Annotated in this window: 16 protein-coding genes; 12 read left to right on the forward strand and 4 right to left on the reverse strand. The window is 73.2% G+C overall.

Annotated features, from left to right (window positions below):
* Nucleotides 1-34: 34 nt before the first annotated feature.
* Nucleotides 35-1,135 (reverse strand): alpha/beta hydrolase family protein, encoded by a 1,101-nt coding sequence (locus tag JOF54_RS12085; protein ID WP_210056069.1) that lies wholly within the window; start codon nucleotides 1,133-1,135, stop codon nucleotides 35-37.
* On the reverse strand, nucleotides 1,132-1,605 hold the full coding sequence (locus JOF54_RS12090; protein WP_210056072.1) for a (deoxy)nucleoside triphosphate pyrophosphohydrolase: 474 nt from the start codon (nucleotides 1,603-1,605) through the stop codon (nucleotides 1,132-1,134). The genes JOF54_RS12085 and JOF54_RS12090 overlap by 4 nt, the downstream gene beginning before the upstream one ends.
* A gap of 246 nt (nucleotides 1,606-1,851) precedes the next feature.
* On the opposite strand from JOF54_RS12090, the gene JOF54_RS12095 reads away from it, so the two are divergent.
* Nucleotides 1,852-3,360 (forward strand): DHA2 family efflux MFS transporter permease subunit, encoded by a 1,509-nt coding sequence (locus JOF54_RS12095; RefSeq protein WP_245358068.1) that lies wholly within the window; start codon nucleotides 1,852-1,854, stop codon nucleotides 3,358-3,360.
* 25 nt (nucleotides 3,361-3,385) lie between these two features.
* On the opposite strand, the gene JOF54_RS12100 is transcribed toward JOF54_RS12095, so the two are convergent.
* Nucleotides 3,386-4,438 carry a LacI family DNA-binding transcriptional regulator gene (locus tag JOF54_RS12100; RefSeq protein ID WP_210056074.1) on the reverse strand — a complete coding sequence of 351 codons (1,053 nt, stop codon included), beginning with the start codon at nucleotides 4,436-4,438 and terminating at the stop codon, nucleotides 3,386-3,388.
* Between the two features lie 189 nt (nucleotides 4,439-4,627).
* On the opposite strand from JOF54_RS12100, the gene JOF54_RS12105 reads away from it, so the two are divergent.
* The 11 genes from JOF54_RS12105 to JOF54_RS12155 all read left to right on the forward strand — a co-directional run bounded on the left by JOF54_RS12105 (nucleotide 4,628) and on the right by JOF54_RS12155 (nucleotide 14,017).
* Nucleotides 4,628-5,926, forward strand: a complete 1,299-nt coding sequence (locus JOF54_RS12105) for an ABC transporter substrate-binding protein (RefSeq protein WP_210056076.1) — start codon at nucleotides 4,628-4,630, stop codon at nucleotides 5,924-5,926.
* A gap of 31 nt (nucleotides 5,927-5,957) precedes the next feature.
* Nucleotides 5,958-6,848: a carbohydrate ABC transporter permease gene (locus JOF54_RS12110; RefSeq protein WP_210056078.1), complete on the forward strand. Its 891-nt coding sequence runs from the start codon at nucleotides 5,958-5,960 to the stop codon at nucleotides 6,846-6,848.
* Complete coding sequence (locus JOF54_RS12115) at nucleotides 6,848-7,753, forward strand: carbohydrate ABC transporter permease (RefSeq protein WP_210056080.1); 906 nt, start codon at nucleotides 6,848-6,850, stop codon at nucleotides 7,751-7,753. Before JOF54_RS12110 ends, JOF54_RS12115 begins: the two co-directional genes overlap by 1 nt.
* Nucleotides 7,754-7,942: 189 nt before the next feature.
* The gene (locus tag JOF54_RS12120; protein ID WP_210056082.1) at nucleotides 7,943-9,001 is read left to right on the forward strand and encodes a zinc-binding dehydrogenase; all 1,059 of its coding nucleotides are present in this window, start codon (nucleotides 7,943-7,945) and stop codon (nucleotides 8,999-9,001) included.
* The gene (locus JOF54_RS12125; protein ID WP_307804096.1) at nucleotides 8,998-9,792 is read left to right on the forward strand and encodes a sugar phosphate isomerase/epimerase family protein; all 795 of its coding nucleotides are present in this window, start codon (nucleotides 8,998-9,000) and stop codon (nucleotides 9,790-9,792) included. Before JOF54_RS12120 ends, JOF54_RS12125 begins: the two co-directional genes overlap by 4 nt.
* A gap of 143 nt (nucleotides 9,793-9,935) precedes the next feature.
* Nucleotides 9,936-10,679, forward strand: a complete 744-nt coding sequence (locus JOF54_RS12130) for an SDR family oxidoreductase (RefSeq protein WP_210056084.1) — start codon at nucleotides 9,936-9,938, stop codon at nucleotides 10,677-10,679.
* A 52-nt stretch (nucleotides 10,680-10,731) separates the two neighbouring features.
* Nucleotides 10,732-11,229 (forward strand): pyridoxamine 5'-phosphate oxidase family protein, encoded by a 498-nt coding sequence (locus tag JOF54_RS12135; RefSeq protein ID WP_210056086.1) that lies wholly within the window; start codon nucleotides 10,732-10,734, stop codon nucleotides 11,227-11,229.
* A gap of 14 nt (nucleotides 11,230-11,243) precedes the next feature.
* Nucleotides 11,244-12,149 (forward strand): hypothetical protein, encoded by a 906-nt coding sequence (locus JOF54_RS12140; RefSeq protein WP_210056088.1) that lies wholly within the window; start codon nucleotides 11,244-11,246, stop codon nucleotides 12,147-12,149.
* 32 nt (nucleotides 12,150-12,181) lie between these two features.
* Complete coding sequence (locus tag JOF54_RS12145; RefSeq protein ID WP_210059523.1) at nucleotides 12,182-12,709, forward strand: DedA family protein; 528 nt, start codon at nucleotides 12,182-12,184, stop codon at nucleotides 12,707-12,709.
* Nucleotides 12,678-13,085: a VOC family protein gene (locus JOF54_RS12150; RefSeq protein WP_307804097.1), complete on the forward strand. Its 408-nt coding sequence runs from the start codon at nucleotides 12,678-12,680 to the stop codon at nucleotides 13,083-13,085. The genes JOF54_RS12145 and JOF54_RS12150 overlap by 32 nt, the downstream gene beginning before the upstream one ends.
* A gap of 20 nt (nucleotides 13,086-13,105) precedes the next feature.
* Entirely contained in the window at nucleotides 13,106-14,017 is a 912-nt protein-coding gene (locus tag JOF54_RS12155) for a 1,4-dihydroxy-2-naphthoyl-CoA synthase (protein ID WP_210056093.1), read from the forward strand.
* 28 nt (nucleotides 14,018-14,045) lie between these two features.
* Here the strand turns inward: JOF54_RS12155 and upp are convergent, their stop codons facing one another.
* Nucleotides 14,046-14,687, reverse strand: coding sequence for a uracil phosphoribosyltransferase (upp, locus tag JOF54_RS12160; RefSeq protein ID WP_210056095.1), 642 nt, complete (start codon nucleotides 14,685-14,687; stop codon nucleotides 14,046-14,048).
* Nucleotides 14,688-14,779: the final 92 nt, after the last annotated feature.

Below are 14,779 nucleotides of genomic sequence, written 5' to 3' on the forward strand. Positions count from 1 at the left end.
GTCGGCTCGAGGTGCCCGCTCGTCGAGGTGCCCGCTAGTCGAGGTGCTCGGCGAAGAAGGCCTCGGTGCGCTCGATCGAGCGCTGCCACTGGCCCTCGAAGGTGTGGCCCTCGCCCTCGTACATCCGCAGGGTGACGTCGACGCCCTCGTCCTCGAGCGCGTCGACGGTCGCCCGGGCCCAGCGCGGCGGGCAGGTGTCGTCCTCGGTGCCGTGGTGCACGAGCACCGGCTCGGTGACCCGGTCGAAGGCCGAGCGCGCCGAGGCCCGGCGCCAGAAGGCGGGGTTGTCGTCGGGCAGCCCGTAGGTGCGGTCGATCTTCCGGTTCGTCGCGGCCCGGTCGCCGTCGCCGCGGTAGAACTGCTCCCAGTTGTCGGCGGCCAACGAGCTCGTCGAGGCGTAGACGACGGCGGCGTCGACCAGGCCGGGCTGCGCCGCCAGCGCCCGGAGGGTGACCTCGCCGCCCATCGAGCGGCCGAGCCAGCCGACGCGGTCGCCGTCGAGGTAGCGCAGCTTCGACCGCTTGACCGCGCGGACGGCGTTGATGGTGTCCACCGTGTAGGGCAGCCGGAGCTGGTGGTCGACGTCGTCGTCGCGGTCGGACCCGGCGTGGTCGCGGTAGTCGGTGTGCAGGACGACGTAGCCCTGGCGCGCGAGGTAGTCCATCTCCCGGGGCATGCCCTGGCCGGGGAAGTAGCTCCGCGGGTCGATGTAGCCGTGGTTGAGCACCAGGACGGGGAACGGGCCCTTCCCGTCGGGGACCGCCATCACGCCCGAGATCGTCAGCCCGTCGCCGCGGTAGGTGACGAGGAACCGCTCGTAGGGGCCGACGTCGCCCAGCGAGCGGCCCACCCGCAGGTCGCGGCCGTCGTACGTCCTCTGCTCCAGCGCCGCCATGGAGATCGGATCGGGCTTCTTCGTGGGCGACGGCGTGGGTGTGGGGGTCGCGGAGGGCCGGGGCGAGGGGCTCGGGGCGGCGGTGGCCGCCGCGGATCCGCTCGACGTCGGGGAGGCCGGGGAGGCCGGGGCGCTGGAGGCGGAGGTCTCGGGCGCGGGGGCGCTGCGCGGCTCGGCGGCCGTGCAGGCCGCGGTGAGGGCCAGCAGCAGGACGGTCCCGGCGCCGAGGGTGCGTCTCATGCGTCGAGTGTGCCCGCTCCCTCGCGGGTCGTCCCGCCGTCGACGGGTGCCCCCGCGGCGAGCGCGGCGACCACCCGCTCCACCAGCGGGCGGTCGGGCTCCAGCCAGGCGAGGTCGGCGACGTCGGCGGCGGTGCTCCAGCACACCGCGTCGTGCGCCTCGCCGGCCACCGGCACGCCCTCGACCAGCTCACACCACCAGGCCCGCAGCACCAGTCCGGGGGTCAGCGGCCAGGTCGGCCCGTGCCCCGAGACCAGCTCGGCGCCGAGCCGGACGGTGACGCCCAGCTCCTCGGCCAGCTCGCGGTGCAGGGCGTCCTCGGGGGTCTCCCCGGCCTCGACCTGGCCGCCCGGCAGCTCCCACCGCCCGGCCAGCTCCGGGGGCCGGGTCCGGCGGGCGGCCAGCACGCGGGCGGGCCGGTCGAGGCGGTCGACGAGCACCGCGCCGACGACGAGACGGGGTGGGGGCACCGCGCCACGCTAGCGGGCGGAACAGAACCGGCCGAGCCGGTGTTGGCGCCTCCGGCGGGGTACAGGTGAAAGCGCTTGCTCCCCGCGGACCGGTCCTCCTAGCGTGGGTCCCGGTCCGCACCCGGACGAGCCACCCGATGAGTCCGACCGCTGCGGCGGGTCGGAGGGGTGGCGGTCCGCGGGGGAGCAGGACGGCTCGGCACCGGCGCCGGCAGACGGAGCAGCGACGACGAGAACGGGTGGGCCATGACGGCGATCGACGAGACGACGGGGACCGGGGCCGGCGGCCGGGCCGGCAGCCGGGGAGCGGCGATGCCCGCCGCGCACCGGACGGTGATCATGACGCTGTTGGTGGCCACCTTCGTCGTCATCCTCAACGAGACGATCATGGGCGTCGCCCTGCCGCACCTGATGAGCGACCTCCAGGTCAGCGCGTCCACGGTGCAGTGGCTGTCGACGGCGTTCCTGCTGACGATGGGCGTGGTCATCCCGACCACCGGGTTCCTGCTCCAGCGGCTGGCCACCAAGACCGTCTTCGTGCTGGCGATGAGCCTCTTCTCCGCCGGCACCCTGCTGGCCGCGGTCTCCCAGGGCTTCTGGATGCTGCTGGCCGCCCGCGTCGTCCAGGCCAGCGGCACCGCGATCATGCTGCCGCTGCTGATGACGACGATCCTCACGCTGGTGCCCGTCGCCCGCCGCGGCGTCGTCATGGGCAACGTCAGCATCGCCATCTCGGTCGCGCCGGCCATCGGCCCGACGGTGTCGGGGATCATCCTCCAGTACCTGTCGTGGCGCTTCATGTTCGTCATCGTGCTGCCCATCGCCCTCGCGGCCCTGGTGCTCGGCGCCCGCCTGCTCGGCAACGTCAGCGAGCCGGGCCGCCAGCGGCTCGACGTGGTCTCGGTGCTGCTGTCGGTGCCCGCGTTCGGCGGTCTGGTCTACGGCCTCAGCCGGTTGGGCGAGGCCGGGGGAGAGAGCCTCAGCACCGCGCTGGTCTTCCTGGCCGTCGGCGTCCTCTGCCTGGTGGCCTTCGGCTGGCGGCAGCTGCGGCTGGCCCGCGGCGGCGACCCGCTGCTGGACCTGCGCGCCTTCCGCTTCCCGATGTTCAGCGTCAGCCTCACCATGCTCTGCATCGCGATGATCTCGCTGTTCGGCGTGATCATCCTGCTGCCGATCTACCTGCAGAACGTCCGCGGGCTCGACTCGCTGCAGACCGGCCTGCTGCTGCTCCCGGGCGGCCTGCTGATGGGTCTGCTCGGCCCGGTCGTCGGCCGGCTGTTCGACCGCTGGGGCCCGCGCGGTCTGTCCACCTTCGGGGCGCTGCTGCTCGTCGTGACGATGTGGCGGCTCAGCACCGTCGACGCCGGCACCCCGGTGGGGCTGCTGGTCGGGTACCACCTGGTGATGTCGCTGGGCCTGGCCTGCCTGTTCACGCCGGCGTTCACCACGGCGCTCAACCCGCTGCCGCCGTCCCTGTACTCTCACGGCAGCGCGATCCTCTCCACCCTGCAGCAGGTCGCCGGTGCGGCCGGGACCGCGCTGCTCGTCGGCATCATGGCCGGCCGCAGCGCGACGCTGGTCGAGGCCGGGGCCGCCGCGGTCGACGCCCAGAGCGGGGGCCTGCAGACGGCGTTCCGCGTCGCCATGGTCGTCGGCCTCGGCGCCGTCGCCTGCGCGCTGTTCCTCCGCAACGAGAAGCCGGCCGGGGCCGAGCCCGGCAGCGAGCCGGCGGACGCCCCCGCCCGCCTGCACTGAGGTCCGACGGGTCCCGCCGGCGGGGTCAGCCCCCGCCGGTGGAGCCCCGCACGACCAGCCGGTGCGGCACGACGTAGGCCTGGCCGGGCGTCCGGTCGCCCTCGATCCGGCGGATCAGCGCGTCCAGCGTGGCGTCGGCCAGGGCCGGCAGGTCGGGCGCGACGGTGGTCAGGCTCGGCGTGACGTACTCGCCGTCGACGATGCCGTCCCAGCCCAGCACGGCCACGTCGTCGGGCACCCGGACCCCCCGCCGCTGCAGGGCCCGGATCGCCCCGATCGCCATCAGGTCGCTGGCGCAGACCAGGGCGTCGACGTCGGGGGCGCGGTCCAGCACCTCCTGCACGCCGGCGTCGCCCGACTCGCGGGTGAAGCGGGCGCCGGGGGCGACGCCGCCGTCGGGGGGCCGCAGCCCGTGGGCGGCCAGCCCGGCCGCGTATCCGCCGCGCCGCACCTCGCCCAGCGCACCCGGCCGGCCGGGCTGCGCGCCGAGGAACCCGATCCGCCGCCGGCCCTGCTGCACCAGGTGGTGGACGGCGTCGGCGGCCGAGCCGGGGTTGTCGATGGCGACGTAGTCGGCGGTGCTGGCGGGCAGGAACTGCCCCAGCATGACCATGGCGACGTCGTGGCTGCGCGCGGCCAGGTGCTCGGGGTTCAGCGCGAACGGGCTGAAGATGACGCCGTCGATCCCGTGCCCCGGGTAGCCGTTGGCCGCCTCCAGCTCCTGCTCCACCCGGCCCGAGGTCTCGTCGATGAGCAGCCGCAGCCCGCGCGGTGAGGCGGCGGTGATCAGCGCGTGGGCCAGGCCGCCGAGGTAGGGCTCGTCGATCCGCGGCACCACCAGGGCGATGAGGCCGCTGCGCCCGCTCTGCAGCTGGCGGCCGGCGCGGGAGGGCCGGTAGTCCAGCTCGGCGATCGCGGCCAGCACCCGGTCGCGCGTCTCCTGCTTCACGTAGGGCCGCTCGTGGACGACGTTCGTCACCGTCTTCAGCGAGACGCCGGCCATCGCCGCCACGTCCTTGATCCGGGCCGGACGGCCGACGCCCGGTGGGGGCACGGCGTCGGGTCCGGTCACGGTCACCCCTCGTTTCTACCCGAGATCTTGACAATCCGACACCGTTCCGGCCATCGTCTTCTAACGTTAGAACATGCGCGGCGACGGAGCCCGCCGCCGGGTCGTCCCCGGGCACCTCCGTCGCTCGGCCGCGCCCTCCCGCTCACGCTCCCGTCGTCCGACATCGCTGATCCACCCCCTGACAAGGAAGTCACCGTGGCTGCTCGCAGACCCCTGCTCGTGCTCGTCCCCGCTCTCGCGCTCACCCTCACCGCCTGCTTCGGCGGCTCGCCCGCCGCCGAGGAGTCCGCGGCCCCGCAGGTCTCCAGCGGGCCGGTCGAGATCCGCTACCTGGTCGGCCAGCCCGAGGACGCGGCCGACCTCAAGCTCATGAAGGAGGACATCGCTGCGTTCGAGGCGCAGAGCGGCGGCATCACCGTCAAGCTCGACGTGCTGCCCTCGGAGACCATCCGCACCGTCCTGCAGACCCAGCTGCGCTCGGGCAACGGTCCCGACGTCTTCGGCTACGACACCGGCCCCGGCTTCGCGGGCGCGCTGGCCAAGGCCGGCCTGGTGCACGACCTCACCGGCGCCTACGAGAAGTACCAGTGGCCCGTCTACGACTTCGCCAAGCAGCGGGTCACGTTCGACGGCAAGCTCGTCGGCATCCCCAGCCAGATGGAGGAGGTCGGCCTGTTCTACAACAAGGACCTCTTCGCCCAGAACGGCCTGGCCGAGCCGACGGACCTGGCCGACCTGATGGCCAGCGCGACGAAGCTCGAGCAGGCCGGCGTCATCCCGTTCGGGGTCAGCGACAAGGAGGGGTGGCAGGGCGGCCACCTGCTGAGCATGGCCCTCTCCAGCGAGGTCGGCAGCGACGGCATGGACAAGCTGCTCGCCGGTGAGACCCCCTGGACCGATCCGGCCGTCGTCGGCGCCCTGCGGACCTGGTCGGACATGGCCCAGCAGGGCCTGCTGACGCCGTCGCCCACCGCCGTCGGCTACGACAACGGCAACGCGCTGTTCTACTCCGGCAAGGCCGCGATCAACCCGACCGGCTCCTGGCTCGCCCAGGACATCGAGCGCAACGCCAAGTTCGAGGTCGGCTTCATCCCGTTCCCGGCCTCGGGCGGCCCCGGCATCTTCAGCGGCGGCCTGGGCTCGGGCACGTTCATCTCGGCGGGCAGCAAGAAGCTGGACGCGGCCGAGAAGTTCCTCGACTACGGGATGACGGCCGAGCACGGGCGCTGGGCGGTGGAGAACCTGCAGGACATCCCCGCGTTCCCCATCGACACCAGCGGCATCGAGGCGTCGCCGCTGTTCACCCAGATCCTGGCCGACACCGCGAAGATCGCCGACGGCTCCGGAGACTTCGGCTACAACATCGACGTCCTCACCAACGACACCTTCAACAACGCGATGTGGAAGGGCATGCAGGGCCTGATGACCGGCCAGTCGACGCCGGAGAAGGTGGCCGAGCAGCTGCAGAAGAACTTCAAGAAGCCGGCCAGCTGAGGTGGCGGTCCTCACCTCGCACGCCCCGGCGGTGACCCGGAGGGCCCAGCGCCGGCTGGGCGTCCTCCTGGTCCTCCCGGTGGTGGCGCTCACGGTCGTGTTCTTCCTGCTGCCGCTGGCCAACGCGCTCGTCTACTCCGTCGTCGACTTCGACGGCGTCAGCTCCAACCCGCCCTTCGTCGGCCTCGCCAACTTCCGCGAGATGTTCGCCGACGACGAGGTGTGGCACGCGCTGTCCAACAACGCGATCTGGATCGTGATCGGCACCGTCGCCCCGATCGCGATCGGGCTGCTGATCGCCCTGCTGCTCTGGGGTGTCGAGCGGGGGAGCGTGCTCTACCGGCTCTGCTTCTTCCTGCCCTACGTGCTGCCCGGCATCGCCATCGGCATCGTCTGGGGCTGGATCTACGACCCGGTGCAGGGGCTGCTCAACAAGACGCTGGCCGCCGTCGGGCTCGGCTCGCTGGCCCGTGGCTGGCTGGGCGACCCGCGCTGGGCGCTCTACGCCGTCCTGGTCACCGCCATCTGGGGGGCCACCGGCTTCGCCGTCGTCATCTTCATCTCGGCCCTGCGCAACGTCGACGTCGAGCTGGTCGACGCCAGCCGGATCGACGGCGCGGCGGGCCCGGCCCGGCTCTGGTACGTGATCCTGCCGCAGATCATGCCGGTGTTCCTCATGGTGCTGACCCTCACCCTGGTGGGCGGGTTCAGCGTCTTCGACATCATCTTCATCATGACCGGCGGCGGTCCCGCGGACGCCACCAACGTGATCGGCACCTACTCCTACACCCAGGCCTTCCAGCTCAGCCGGATCGGCTACGGGACCACGCTCGCGCTGCTGATCACGGTGCTCTCGGTGCCGTTCGCGGTGGCGCTCAACCGCCTGCAGCGCAAGCTGTCGCTGCAGGGGACGGGGGCCTGATGGCCACGACGACGCAGGCGCTCCCCGTCCTGCCGGACCTGCCGCCCGAGCCCCGGGGGGCCACGGTCCACCGCGTCTCGGGCCGGCGTCGCGCCGGGCTGGCGCTCCGGCACCTGCTGCTCATCGTCATGTCGGTGACGACGGTCATCCCCGTGCTGCTCGTGGTCTCGACGGCGCTCAAGACCGACGCCGAGGTGAAGGTCGACCCCTTCGGGCTCTTCACGTCCTTCTCCATGGAGTCGATCGTCCGGGCCTGGACCGAGGGGCAGTTCAGCGACTACCTGCTCAACAGCGTCCTGCTCGCGGTGCCCAGCACGGTGCTGATCATCGTGGTCTCGACGATGGCCGGCTACACCTTCGCGCGGCTGCCGTTCCCCGGGCGCACGCTGCTCTTCTACGTGGTGGTGCTGGGGCTGCTCGTCCCCTTCTTCACCTACATGATCCCGCTCTACTTCCAGCTGCGCTCGATGGGCCTGCTGGACACCCTGCCCGGGGCCGTGCTGGTGCTCACCTCGACGGGCACCTCGTTCGGCACCTTCTTCATGCGGGCGTTCTTCTCCGACCTCCCCGAGGAGCTGGAGCAGGCTGCCCGCATCGACGGCTGCTCGGAGTGGCGGATCTTCACCTCGGTGATGCTGCCGCTGGTCAGCTCCGGCATCGGGTCGCTGGCGGTGTTCACCTTCATCAGCACCTGGAACAACTTCCTGGTGCCGCTGCTCTACCTGCCCGGCGGCGGCTACCGGCCGCTCACCACTGCCCTGTACGCCTTCACCGGCGGCCGTTCCATCGACATCGCCCCGCTCGCGGCGGGCACCCTGATCACGATCCTGCCGATCATCGTGCTCTTCGTCGTCCTGCAGAAGCAGGTGACCGCCGGCTTCATCTCCGGCGCCGTCAAGGGCTGAGTGATCCTGCTCGCGCCCGGTCAGGCCCTCCAGACCCTGTCTTCCTCCCTCGCGAGCAGGACGAAGAGCGTGTCCTGCTCGCTCCGTCGTCCAGACAGGGCCCGGGCCTGACCTGCCCGACGCTCGCAGGTGTCCGTCCGTCCCCTCGCCCGTCCCCCTCCCAACCACCCCATCAGGAAGAGAGCTCGCATGCCCTCCGTCATCCGCTTCACCTCCCCGCACGCGTCCGAGGTGGTCGAGGAACCCCTCGCCCCGCTCGGCGCCGACGAGGTGCGGCTCCGCACGCTCTACTCCGGCATCTCCGCCGGCACCGAGCTGACCGCCTACCGGGGCAGCAACCCGTACCTGACGAAGCGGTGGGACGAGGAGCGGCGGCTCTTCGTCGACGGCTCGACGAGCTTCTCCTACCCGGTCGACGGCTGGGGCTACGAGGAGGTCGGCGAGGTCGTCGAGCTGGGGTCCGAGGCCGCGGGGCTCGCCCTCGGCGACCGGGTCTGGGGGACCTGGGGCCACCGCGCCGCCACCGTGCAGAAGGCCGAGCGCGCCGCCCAGCGCGTCCTCGACCCGGGCGCCGACCCGCGGGTCGGCATCTTCTCCCAGATCGGCGCCATCGGGCTGAACGTGGTGCTGGACGCCGACATCCACATCGGCGAGACGGTCGCGGTGTTCGGGCTCGGGGTGCCCGGCCAGATCGCCGCGCAGCTGGCCCGGCTCAACGGGGCCCGCGTGATCGGCGTCGACAACCTGCCCGCGCGGCGGGAGCTCGCGCTGGAGCTCGGGGCTGACACCGTCCTCGACGCCACCGAGGGGAGCGTGGCCGAGCGGATCCGCGAGCTGACGGGCGGCCGGGGCGCGGACGTCTGCCTCGAGGTCACCGGCAGCTACCGGGCCCTGCACGAGGCGGTCCGCTCGGTCGCCTACAGCTCGCGCGTCTGCGCCGCCGGCTTCATGCAGGGCGACGGCATCGGGCTGCGGCTGGGGGAGGAGTTCCACCACAACCGCGTGCAGCTGGTCTGCTCGCAGATCTCGGGCGTCGCGCCCTCGCTGCAGCACCGCTGGGACGGCACCCGGCTGGCCCGGACCGCGATCGACCTCGCCGTCTCCGGCCGGCTGCGGCTGACCGAGCTGATCTCCCACGAGATGCCGATGGCGCAGGCGCCGGAGGCCTTCCGGATGCTCGACGAGCACCCCGAGCAGGCCCTGCAGGTCGTCCTCAGCTTCGACGAGGCGCTGGAGGTGGCCGCGTGATCCGGCTGGCGGCGCAGGAGGCGACCCTGCCGGGCGCCAACCTGGAGGAGCAGTTCCAGTTCGCGCTCGACTGCGGCTTCGACGGCATCGAGCTGTCCGGCCGCGGCGACGGCGTCTTCGGGGCCCGGGTCGACGAGCTGCGCCGGGCGCGCGACGCCGGGGTGCAGATGTGCTCGGCGGTGATGCACACGCCGACGTTCCTGGGCAGCTTCGAGCCCGCGGCCCGGGCGACGGCGATCGCGGACCTCAAGGTGCTGCTCAGCACCATCGCCGAGGCCGGCGGGCTGGGCATCGTCAGCCCCAACGCCTTCGGGGTGTTCAGCCGCAAGCTGCCCCCGTTCACCCCGCCGCGGAGCCAGGAGGAGTCGCGCCGGCTGCTCGTCGAGGCCCTCGTCGAGCTGGGCGAGCACGCGGTGGGCGCCGGGTCGGTGCTGTTCCTCGAGCCGCTCAACCGCTACGAGGACTACCTGGTCAACACCCTCGCCGACGCCGTCTCGGTGGTCGAGGAGGTCGGCTCGCCCGGTGTCGCCGTGATCGCCGACACGTATCACATGTCCATCGAGGAACCTGACTGCGCGGCCTCGATCGAGGCGGCCGGCGCGCACATCCAGCACGTCCAGCTGGGCGACAGCAACCGGCTGGAGCCGGGCGCCGGGCACTACGACTGGCCGGCCACGCTGGCCGCGCTCGACCGGATCGGCTTCGACGGCTGGCTGGCCATGGAGTGCGGCCTCAGCGGCCCGACGGGCGACGTCCTGCCGGGTGTCGCGGAGATCCTCCGCGCTCGTTGACCAGGGGCGGAGATCCTCCGCGCTCGTTGATCAGGGGCGGAGATCCTCCGCGCCCGCTGACCCCGGGGAGGGGGAGGACGCTGCTGCGCCGTGCCGCGTACTCACGGCACGGCGCAGCAACGTCTCCGTGGGAGGCTGGCGCGGTGAGCGCACAGGTGGCCGTGGTGACCGGGGCAGGCAGCGGGATCGGGGCGGCGGCGGCGACCGCGCTGGCCGATGCGGGCTGGCGGGTGGTGCTGGCCGGCCGCCGGGCCGAGACGCTCGCGGAGGTCGCCGCGACCCGGCCTGACCGGCTGCACCCCGTCGTCGCCGACGTCACCGACGAGGACTCGGTCCACGCGCTCTTCGGCACCGTCGTCGCCGACCACGGCCGCGTCGACCTGCTCTTCAACAACGCCGGCCGCGGCTCCTTCGAGCAGACGCTCGACGAGATCTCGCTGGAGGACTGGCGGGCCGTCGTCGACGTCAACCTCACCGGGGCGTTCCTCTGCACCCGGGAGGCGTTCCGGGTCATGCGGTCCCAGGACCCCCGGGGCGGGCGGATCATCAACAACGGCTCCATCTCCGCCACCACCCCGCGGCCCCGCTCCGCGCCGTACGCCGCCACCAAGCACGCCGTCTCCGGCCTGACCAAGGCGACGGCGCTCGACGGCCGCCCCTTCGACATCGCCTGCGGCCAGATCGACATCGGCAACGCGGCCACCGACATGACGGCGCTGATGGCCGACGGCATCCTGCAGGCCGACGGCAGCCGCCGGCCCGAGCCCCGGATGGACGTCGCCGACGTGGCCCGCGCCGTCGTCTACATGGCCTCGCTGCCGCTCGGCGCGAACGTCGCGCAGATGACGGTGATGGCCACCGCGATGCCCTTCCTGGGACGGGGCTGAGAGCGCTCCGCCGGGCCCGGCCCCGGCCCCGGGCCGGGTGTACTTTCGGCACATGAGCTCCGAGCAGGACAGCACCGCCGCGCAGCGGGCCGAGGTCGCCCAGCTGGTCGAGAAGTCGCGGATCGCGCTGGTGACCACGGTCGCCGAGAGCGGCAAACTGGTGAGCCGCCCGCTGGCCGTGCAGCACCGCGACTTCGACGGCGAGCTGTGGTTCTTCACCCAGGACCCCTCGCACAAGACCGAGCAGGTCGCCCGCAACCCGCAGGTCAACGTGTCCTTCTCCTCCGACGACGGCTGGGTCTCGGTGAGCGGCACCGCCTCGGTCACCCAGGACCCCGCCCGCATCGACGAGTTCTGGAACAGCCACGCCGAGGCCTGGTTCGACGGCGGCCGTCAGGACCCGGCCGTCGCGCTGCTCAGGGTGGAGGCCGACTCGGCCGAGTACTGGTCGGTGTCGGACCCCAAGCTGGTCACCGCCGTGAAGTACGCGAAGGCCCGGCTCACCGGCCAGCAGCCCGACCTCGGCGAGAACCACGCCGTCGAGCTCTGACCGAGGACCCCCCCGTGCCCGTGCCCACCCCGCCGCCTCCCGACCGGCTCCCCGCGCTGCTCGCCGGCGCCGTGCCCGAGCCGGTCCGGGCCGGGCGCTGGCTGACCCGAGGCACCCTGGTCAGCGGCATCAGCGGGTTCGGCCTGCTGCTCACCGACGCCGCGCTCGGCGTGGGCGGTGACGCCTTCGGGGCCGCGGGCGGCGCGCTCGTCGTCGCCGCGCTGGGGGCCGGCGTCGGCGCCCTCGTCGTCCGGTCCGGTGCGCCGGTCTACCCGCACCTCGGCCGGTACCGCGCGCAGTGGCAGGCGGCCGGGGCGAACGCCCGCCAGCTGGCCATCCTCGACGAGGCGCACCGGCTCCGCGCGGCGACGCCGCCGGTCGGCTACCGGGACCGGCGGACGACGGTGAACCCGCTCGCCGACGCCTACGCCATCTTCACCTCCCCGGCCTGGCGGGACCCCTGGCTGGCCGACCACCAGCTGCTCATCGACCCGATCGCCGAGGCCGCGGAGATCCTCGACCACCTGCACCGGGTCACCGGACTGCTGGGCGAGGTGCGCGAGCAGCGCCGCCAGCTGCCCGCCGACTCCGCGGCCGGCCGCACCTACGCCGGCTACGAGCGCGCCCTGCTCGGCGCGCTCGACGACGGCCTGCGCCGGTCCCGGGCGCTGACGGCCTACCGGGCGGAGGTGCGGCGGCTCGAGTCCGTGCTCCGCGTCTCCCGGGCCCTGCCCGCGGCGGAGGCCTTCGGCGACCGCGTCCTCGACGTCGTCTCCCAGTCGGCGCGCCACGAGCTGGCCGCGCAGCAGCTCGACGACAGCCGCGAGCAGCTGCGGATGGTCGAGCACGGGCTGCGCGAGATCACCGACCTGCTGGGCAGCGCGCCGGAGCTCCCCGCCCGTCCGCGACCCCCGGGCTGAGCGGCGCCGCTCCCTACACTGGCCGCGTGGCGATGGACTTCCTGGCCGGCTGGCCGTACCCCCTCGCCCTCGCCACCCTCTTCGTCGTCGTCCTGCTCCGGGCCGGCGCCACCTACGCCCTGGGGCGCGGCGCCCACGCCGGCGCCGGCCGCACCCGGCTGGCCCGTCTCGTCCGCCGCCCCGGCTTCCGCCGGGCCGAGCGGCTGGTAACCCGCTGGGGCGCGCCGGTGGTGACCGCGTCCTTCCTCACCGTCGGGGTCCAGACCCTGGTGAACCTCGCCGCCGGCCTCGCCCGGATGCCGCTGCGCCGCTACCTGCCGGCGCTCGTCGTCGGCGGGGCGATCTGGGCCTTCATCTACGCCACCGTCTGGACCGCGGGTCTCGCGGCCTGGCGCCGGCTCTGGGAACTGTCACCGGTGACTGCCATCGTGGTGGGCACGGCGGCGGTGCTCGCGCTCGCGGGCTACGTTGTCCGGCAGGCCCGACGACGAGCGGAGGAACCCGATGACGACGCAGCAGCCGACGAGGGTGAGCTGGCAGCTCACGATCGACGCCCGTGACCCCCATGCCCTGGCCGACTTCTGGGCCGCGGCGCTGGGCGGCGAGCTCGAGGACAACGCCGAGCTGATCGCCGGCGTGCTGGACCGCGGCTGGGCGCAGGAGTCCGACACCCTGGTGCACCACGGCCGGCGCTACTGGCGCGACCTCGTCGCCGTCCGGGGCGCGGGACCGCGGCTGCTGTTCCAGCGGGTGCCCGAGGAGAAGGCAGTGAAGAACCGGTTGCACCTCGACCTGCACGTCGGCGAGGAGCGGATCCGGCCCGAGGTGGAGCGGCTGGTCGCCCTCGGCGCCGTCGAGGGCAAGGAGTGGCGCGAGGTCGGCGGGCACTGGATCGCCATGACCGACCCGGAGGGCAACGAGTTCGACGTCGAGTGAGCCCCGGCTACGGTGAGCGGGTGAGCCAGCCCGACCCCGCCCAGCCGTTCCAGCCCGCGCTCTGGCGGGAGGTGCCGGGCTTCGCGCTCACCGACGTCACCTACCACCGCGCCGTCGACGCCCCCGTCGTCCGGATCGCGTTCGACCGGCCCGAGGTGCGCAACGCCTTCCGGCCGCACACGGTGGACGAGCTCTACCGGGTCCTGGACCACGCCCGCACGTCCTCCGACGTCGGGGCGGTGCTGCTAACCGGCAACGGCCCCTCGGCCAAGGACGGCGGCTGGGCCTTCTGCAGCGGCGGCGACCAGCGGATCCGCGGCCGCTCGGGCTACACCTACGCCGAGGACGAGGCGCCCGAGCAGGTAGACCCGGCCGCGGCGGGCCGGCTGCACATCCTCGAGGTGCAGCGGCTGATCCGCTTCATGCCCAAGGTGGTCATCGCCCTCGTCGGCGGCTGGGCGGCCGGCGGCGGGCACAGCCTGCACGTGGTCTGCGACCTCACCCTGGCCAGCGCCGAGCACGCCCGCTTCAAGCAGACCGACGCCGACGTCGGCTCGTTCGACGCCGGCTTCGGCTCGGCCTACCTGGCCCGTCAGGTCGGCCAGAAGTTCGCCCGCGAGATCTTCTTCCTGGGCGAGACCTACTCCGCCGAGGACGCCCAGCGGATGGGCATGGTCAACCGGGTGGTCCCGCACGCCGAGCTGGAGACCGTCGGGCTGGAGTGGGGCCGCGCGATCTGCCGCAAGAGCCCCACCGCCCAGCGGATGCTGAAGTTCGCCTTCAACGCCGTCGACGACGGGCTGGTCGGCCAGCAGGTGTTCGCCGGCGAGACGACCCGGCTGGCCTACATGACCGACGAGGCCGTCGAGGGCCGCGACGCCTTCCTGGAGAAGCGTGCGCCGGACTGGTCGGAGTTCCCCTACTACTACTGACCGGGGCCGGGTGCGGCCGGAGGAGACCTCAGTCCGCGACGCCGTAGAGCCGGTCGCCGGCGTCGCCGAGGCCCGGGATGATGTAGCCGACCTCGTTGAGCTTCTCGTCCATCCCGGCCAGCACGACGGTGCAGGGCACGGCCAGCCCTTCGAGCAGACCGCGGAGCCGCTCGACGCCCTCGGGCGCGGCGATCAGGCAGATGCAGGTGATGTGGTCGGCGCCGCGGGCGGCGAGGAACTTCACGGCTGCGGCCAGCGTGCCGCCGGTGGCCAGCATGGGGTCGAGGACGTAGCACTGGCGCCCGGACAGGTCCTCGGGCAGCCGCTCGGCGTAGGTCGCGGCCTCCAGCGTCTCCTCGTTGCGGACCATCCCCAGGAAGCCGACCTCGGCCGTCGGGACCAGCCGCGTCATCCCCTCGAGCATGCCCAGGCCGGCCCGCAGGATCGGCACCACCAGGGGCCGCGGGCTGGAGAGCCGCACGCCGACGGCGGTGGCCAGCGGCGTCTGCACCGTCTGCTCACTCACCCGCACCTCGCGGGTCGCCTCGTAGGCCAGCAGGGTCACCAGCTCCTCGGTCAGCCGCCGGAACGTCGGTGAGTCGGTCGTCCGGTCGCGGAGCACGGTGAGCTTGTGCGAGACGAGGGGGTGCTCGACGATGCGGAGGTCCACGGGGGGAAGGTTAGCGGTCGCGGCCGGGCAGGGTTCGGTGTCGTGCCGGGGCGTGATGTCTGACACGATGGACCGGACGGCCCGAGGCTGTC

Origin of the sequence: Microlunatus capsulatus (genome assembly GCF_017876495.1) — a bacterium.
GTDB classification, from domain to species: Bacteria; Actinomycetota; Actinomycetes; order Propionibacteriales; family Propionibacteriaceae; genus Microlunatus; species Microlunatus capsulatus.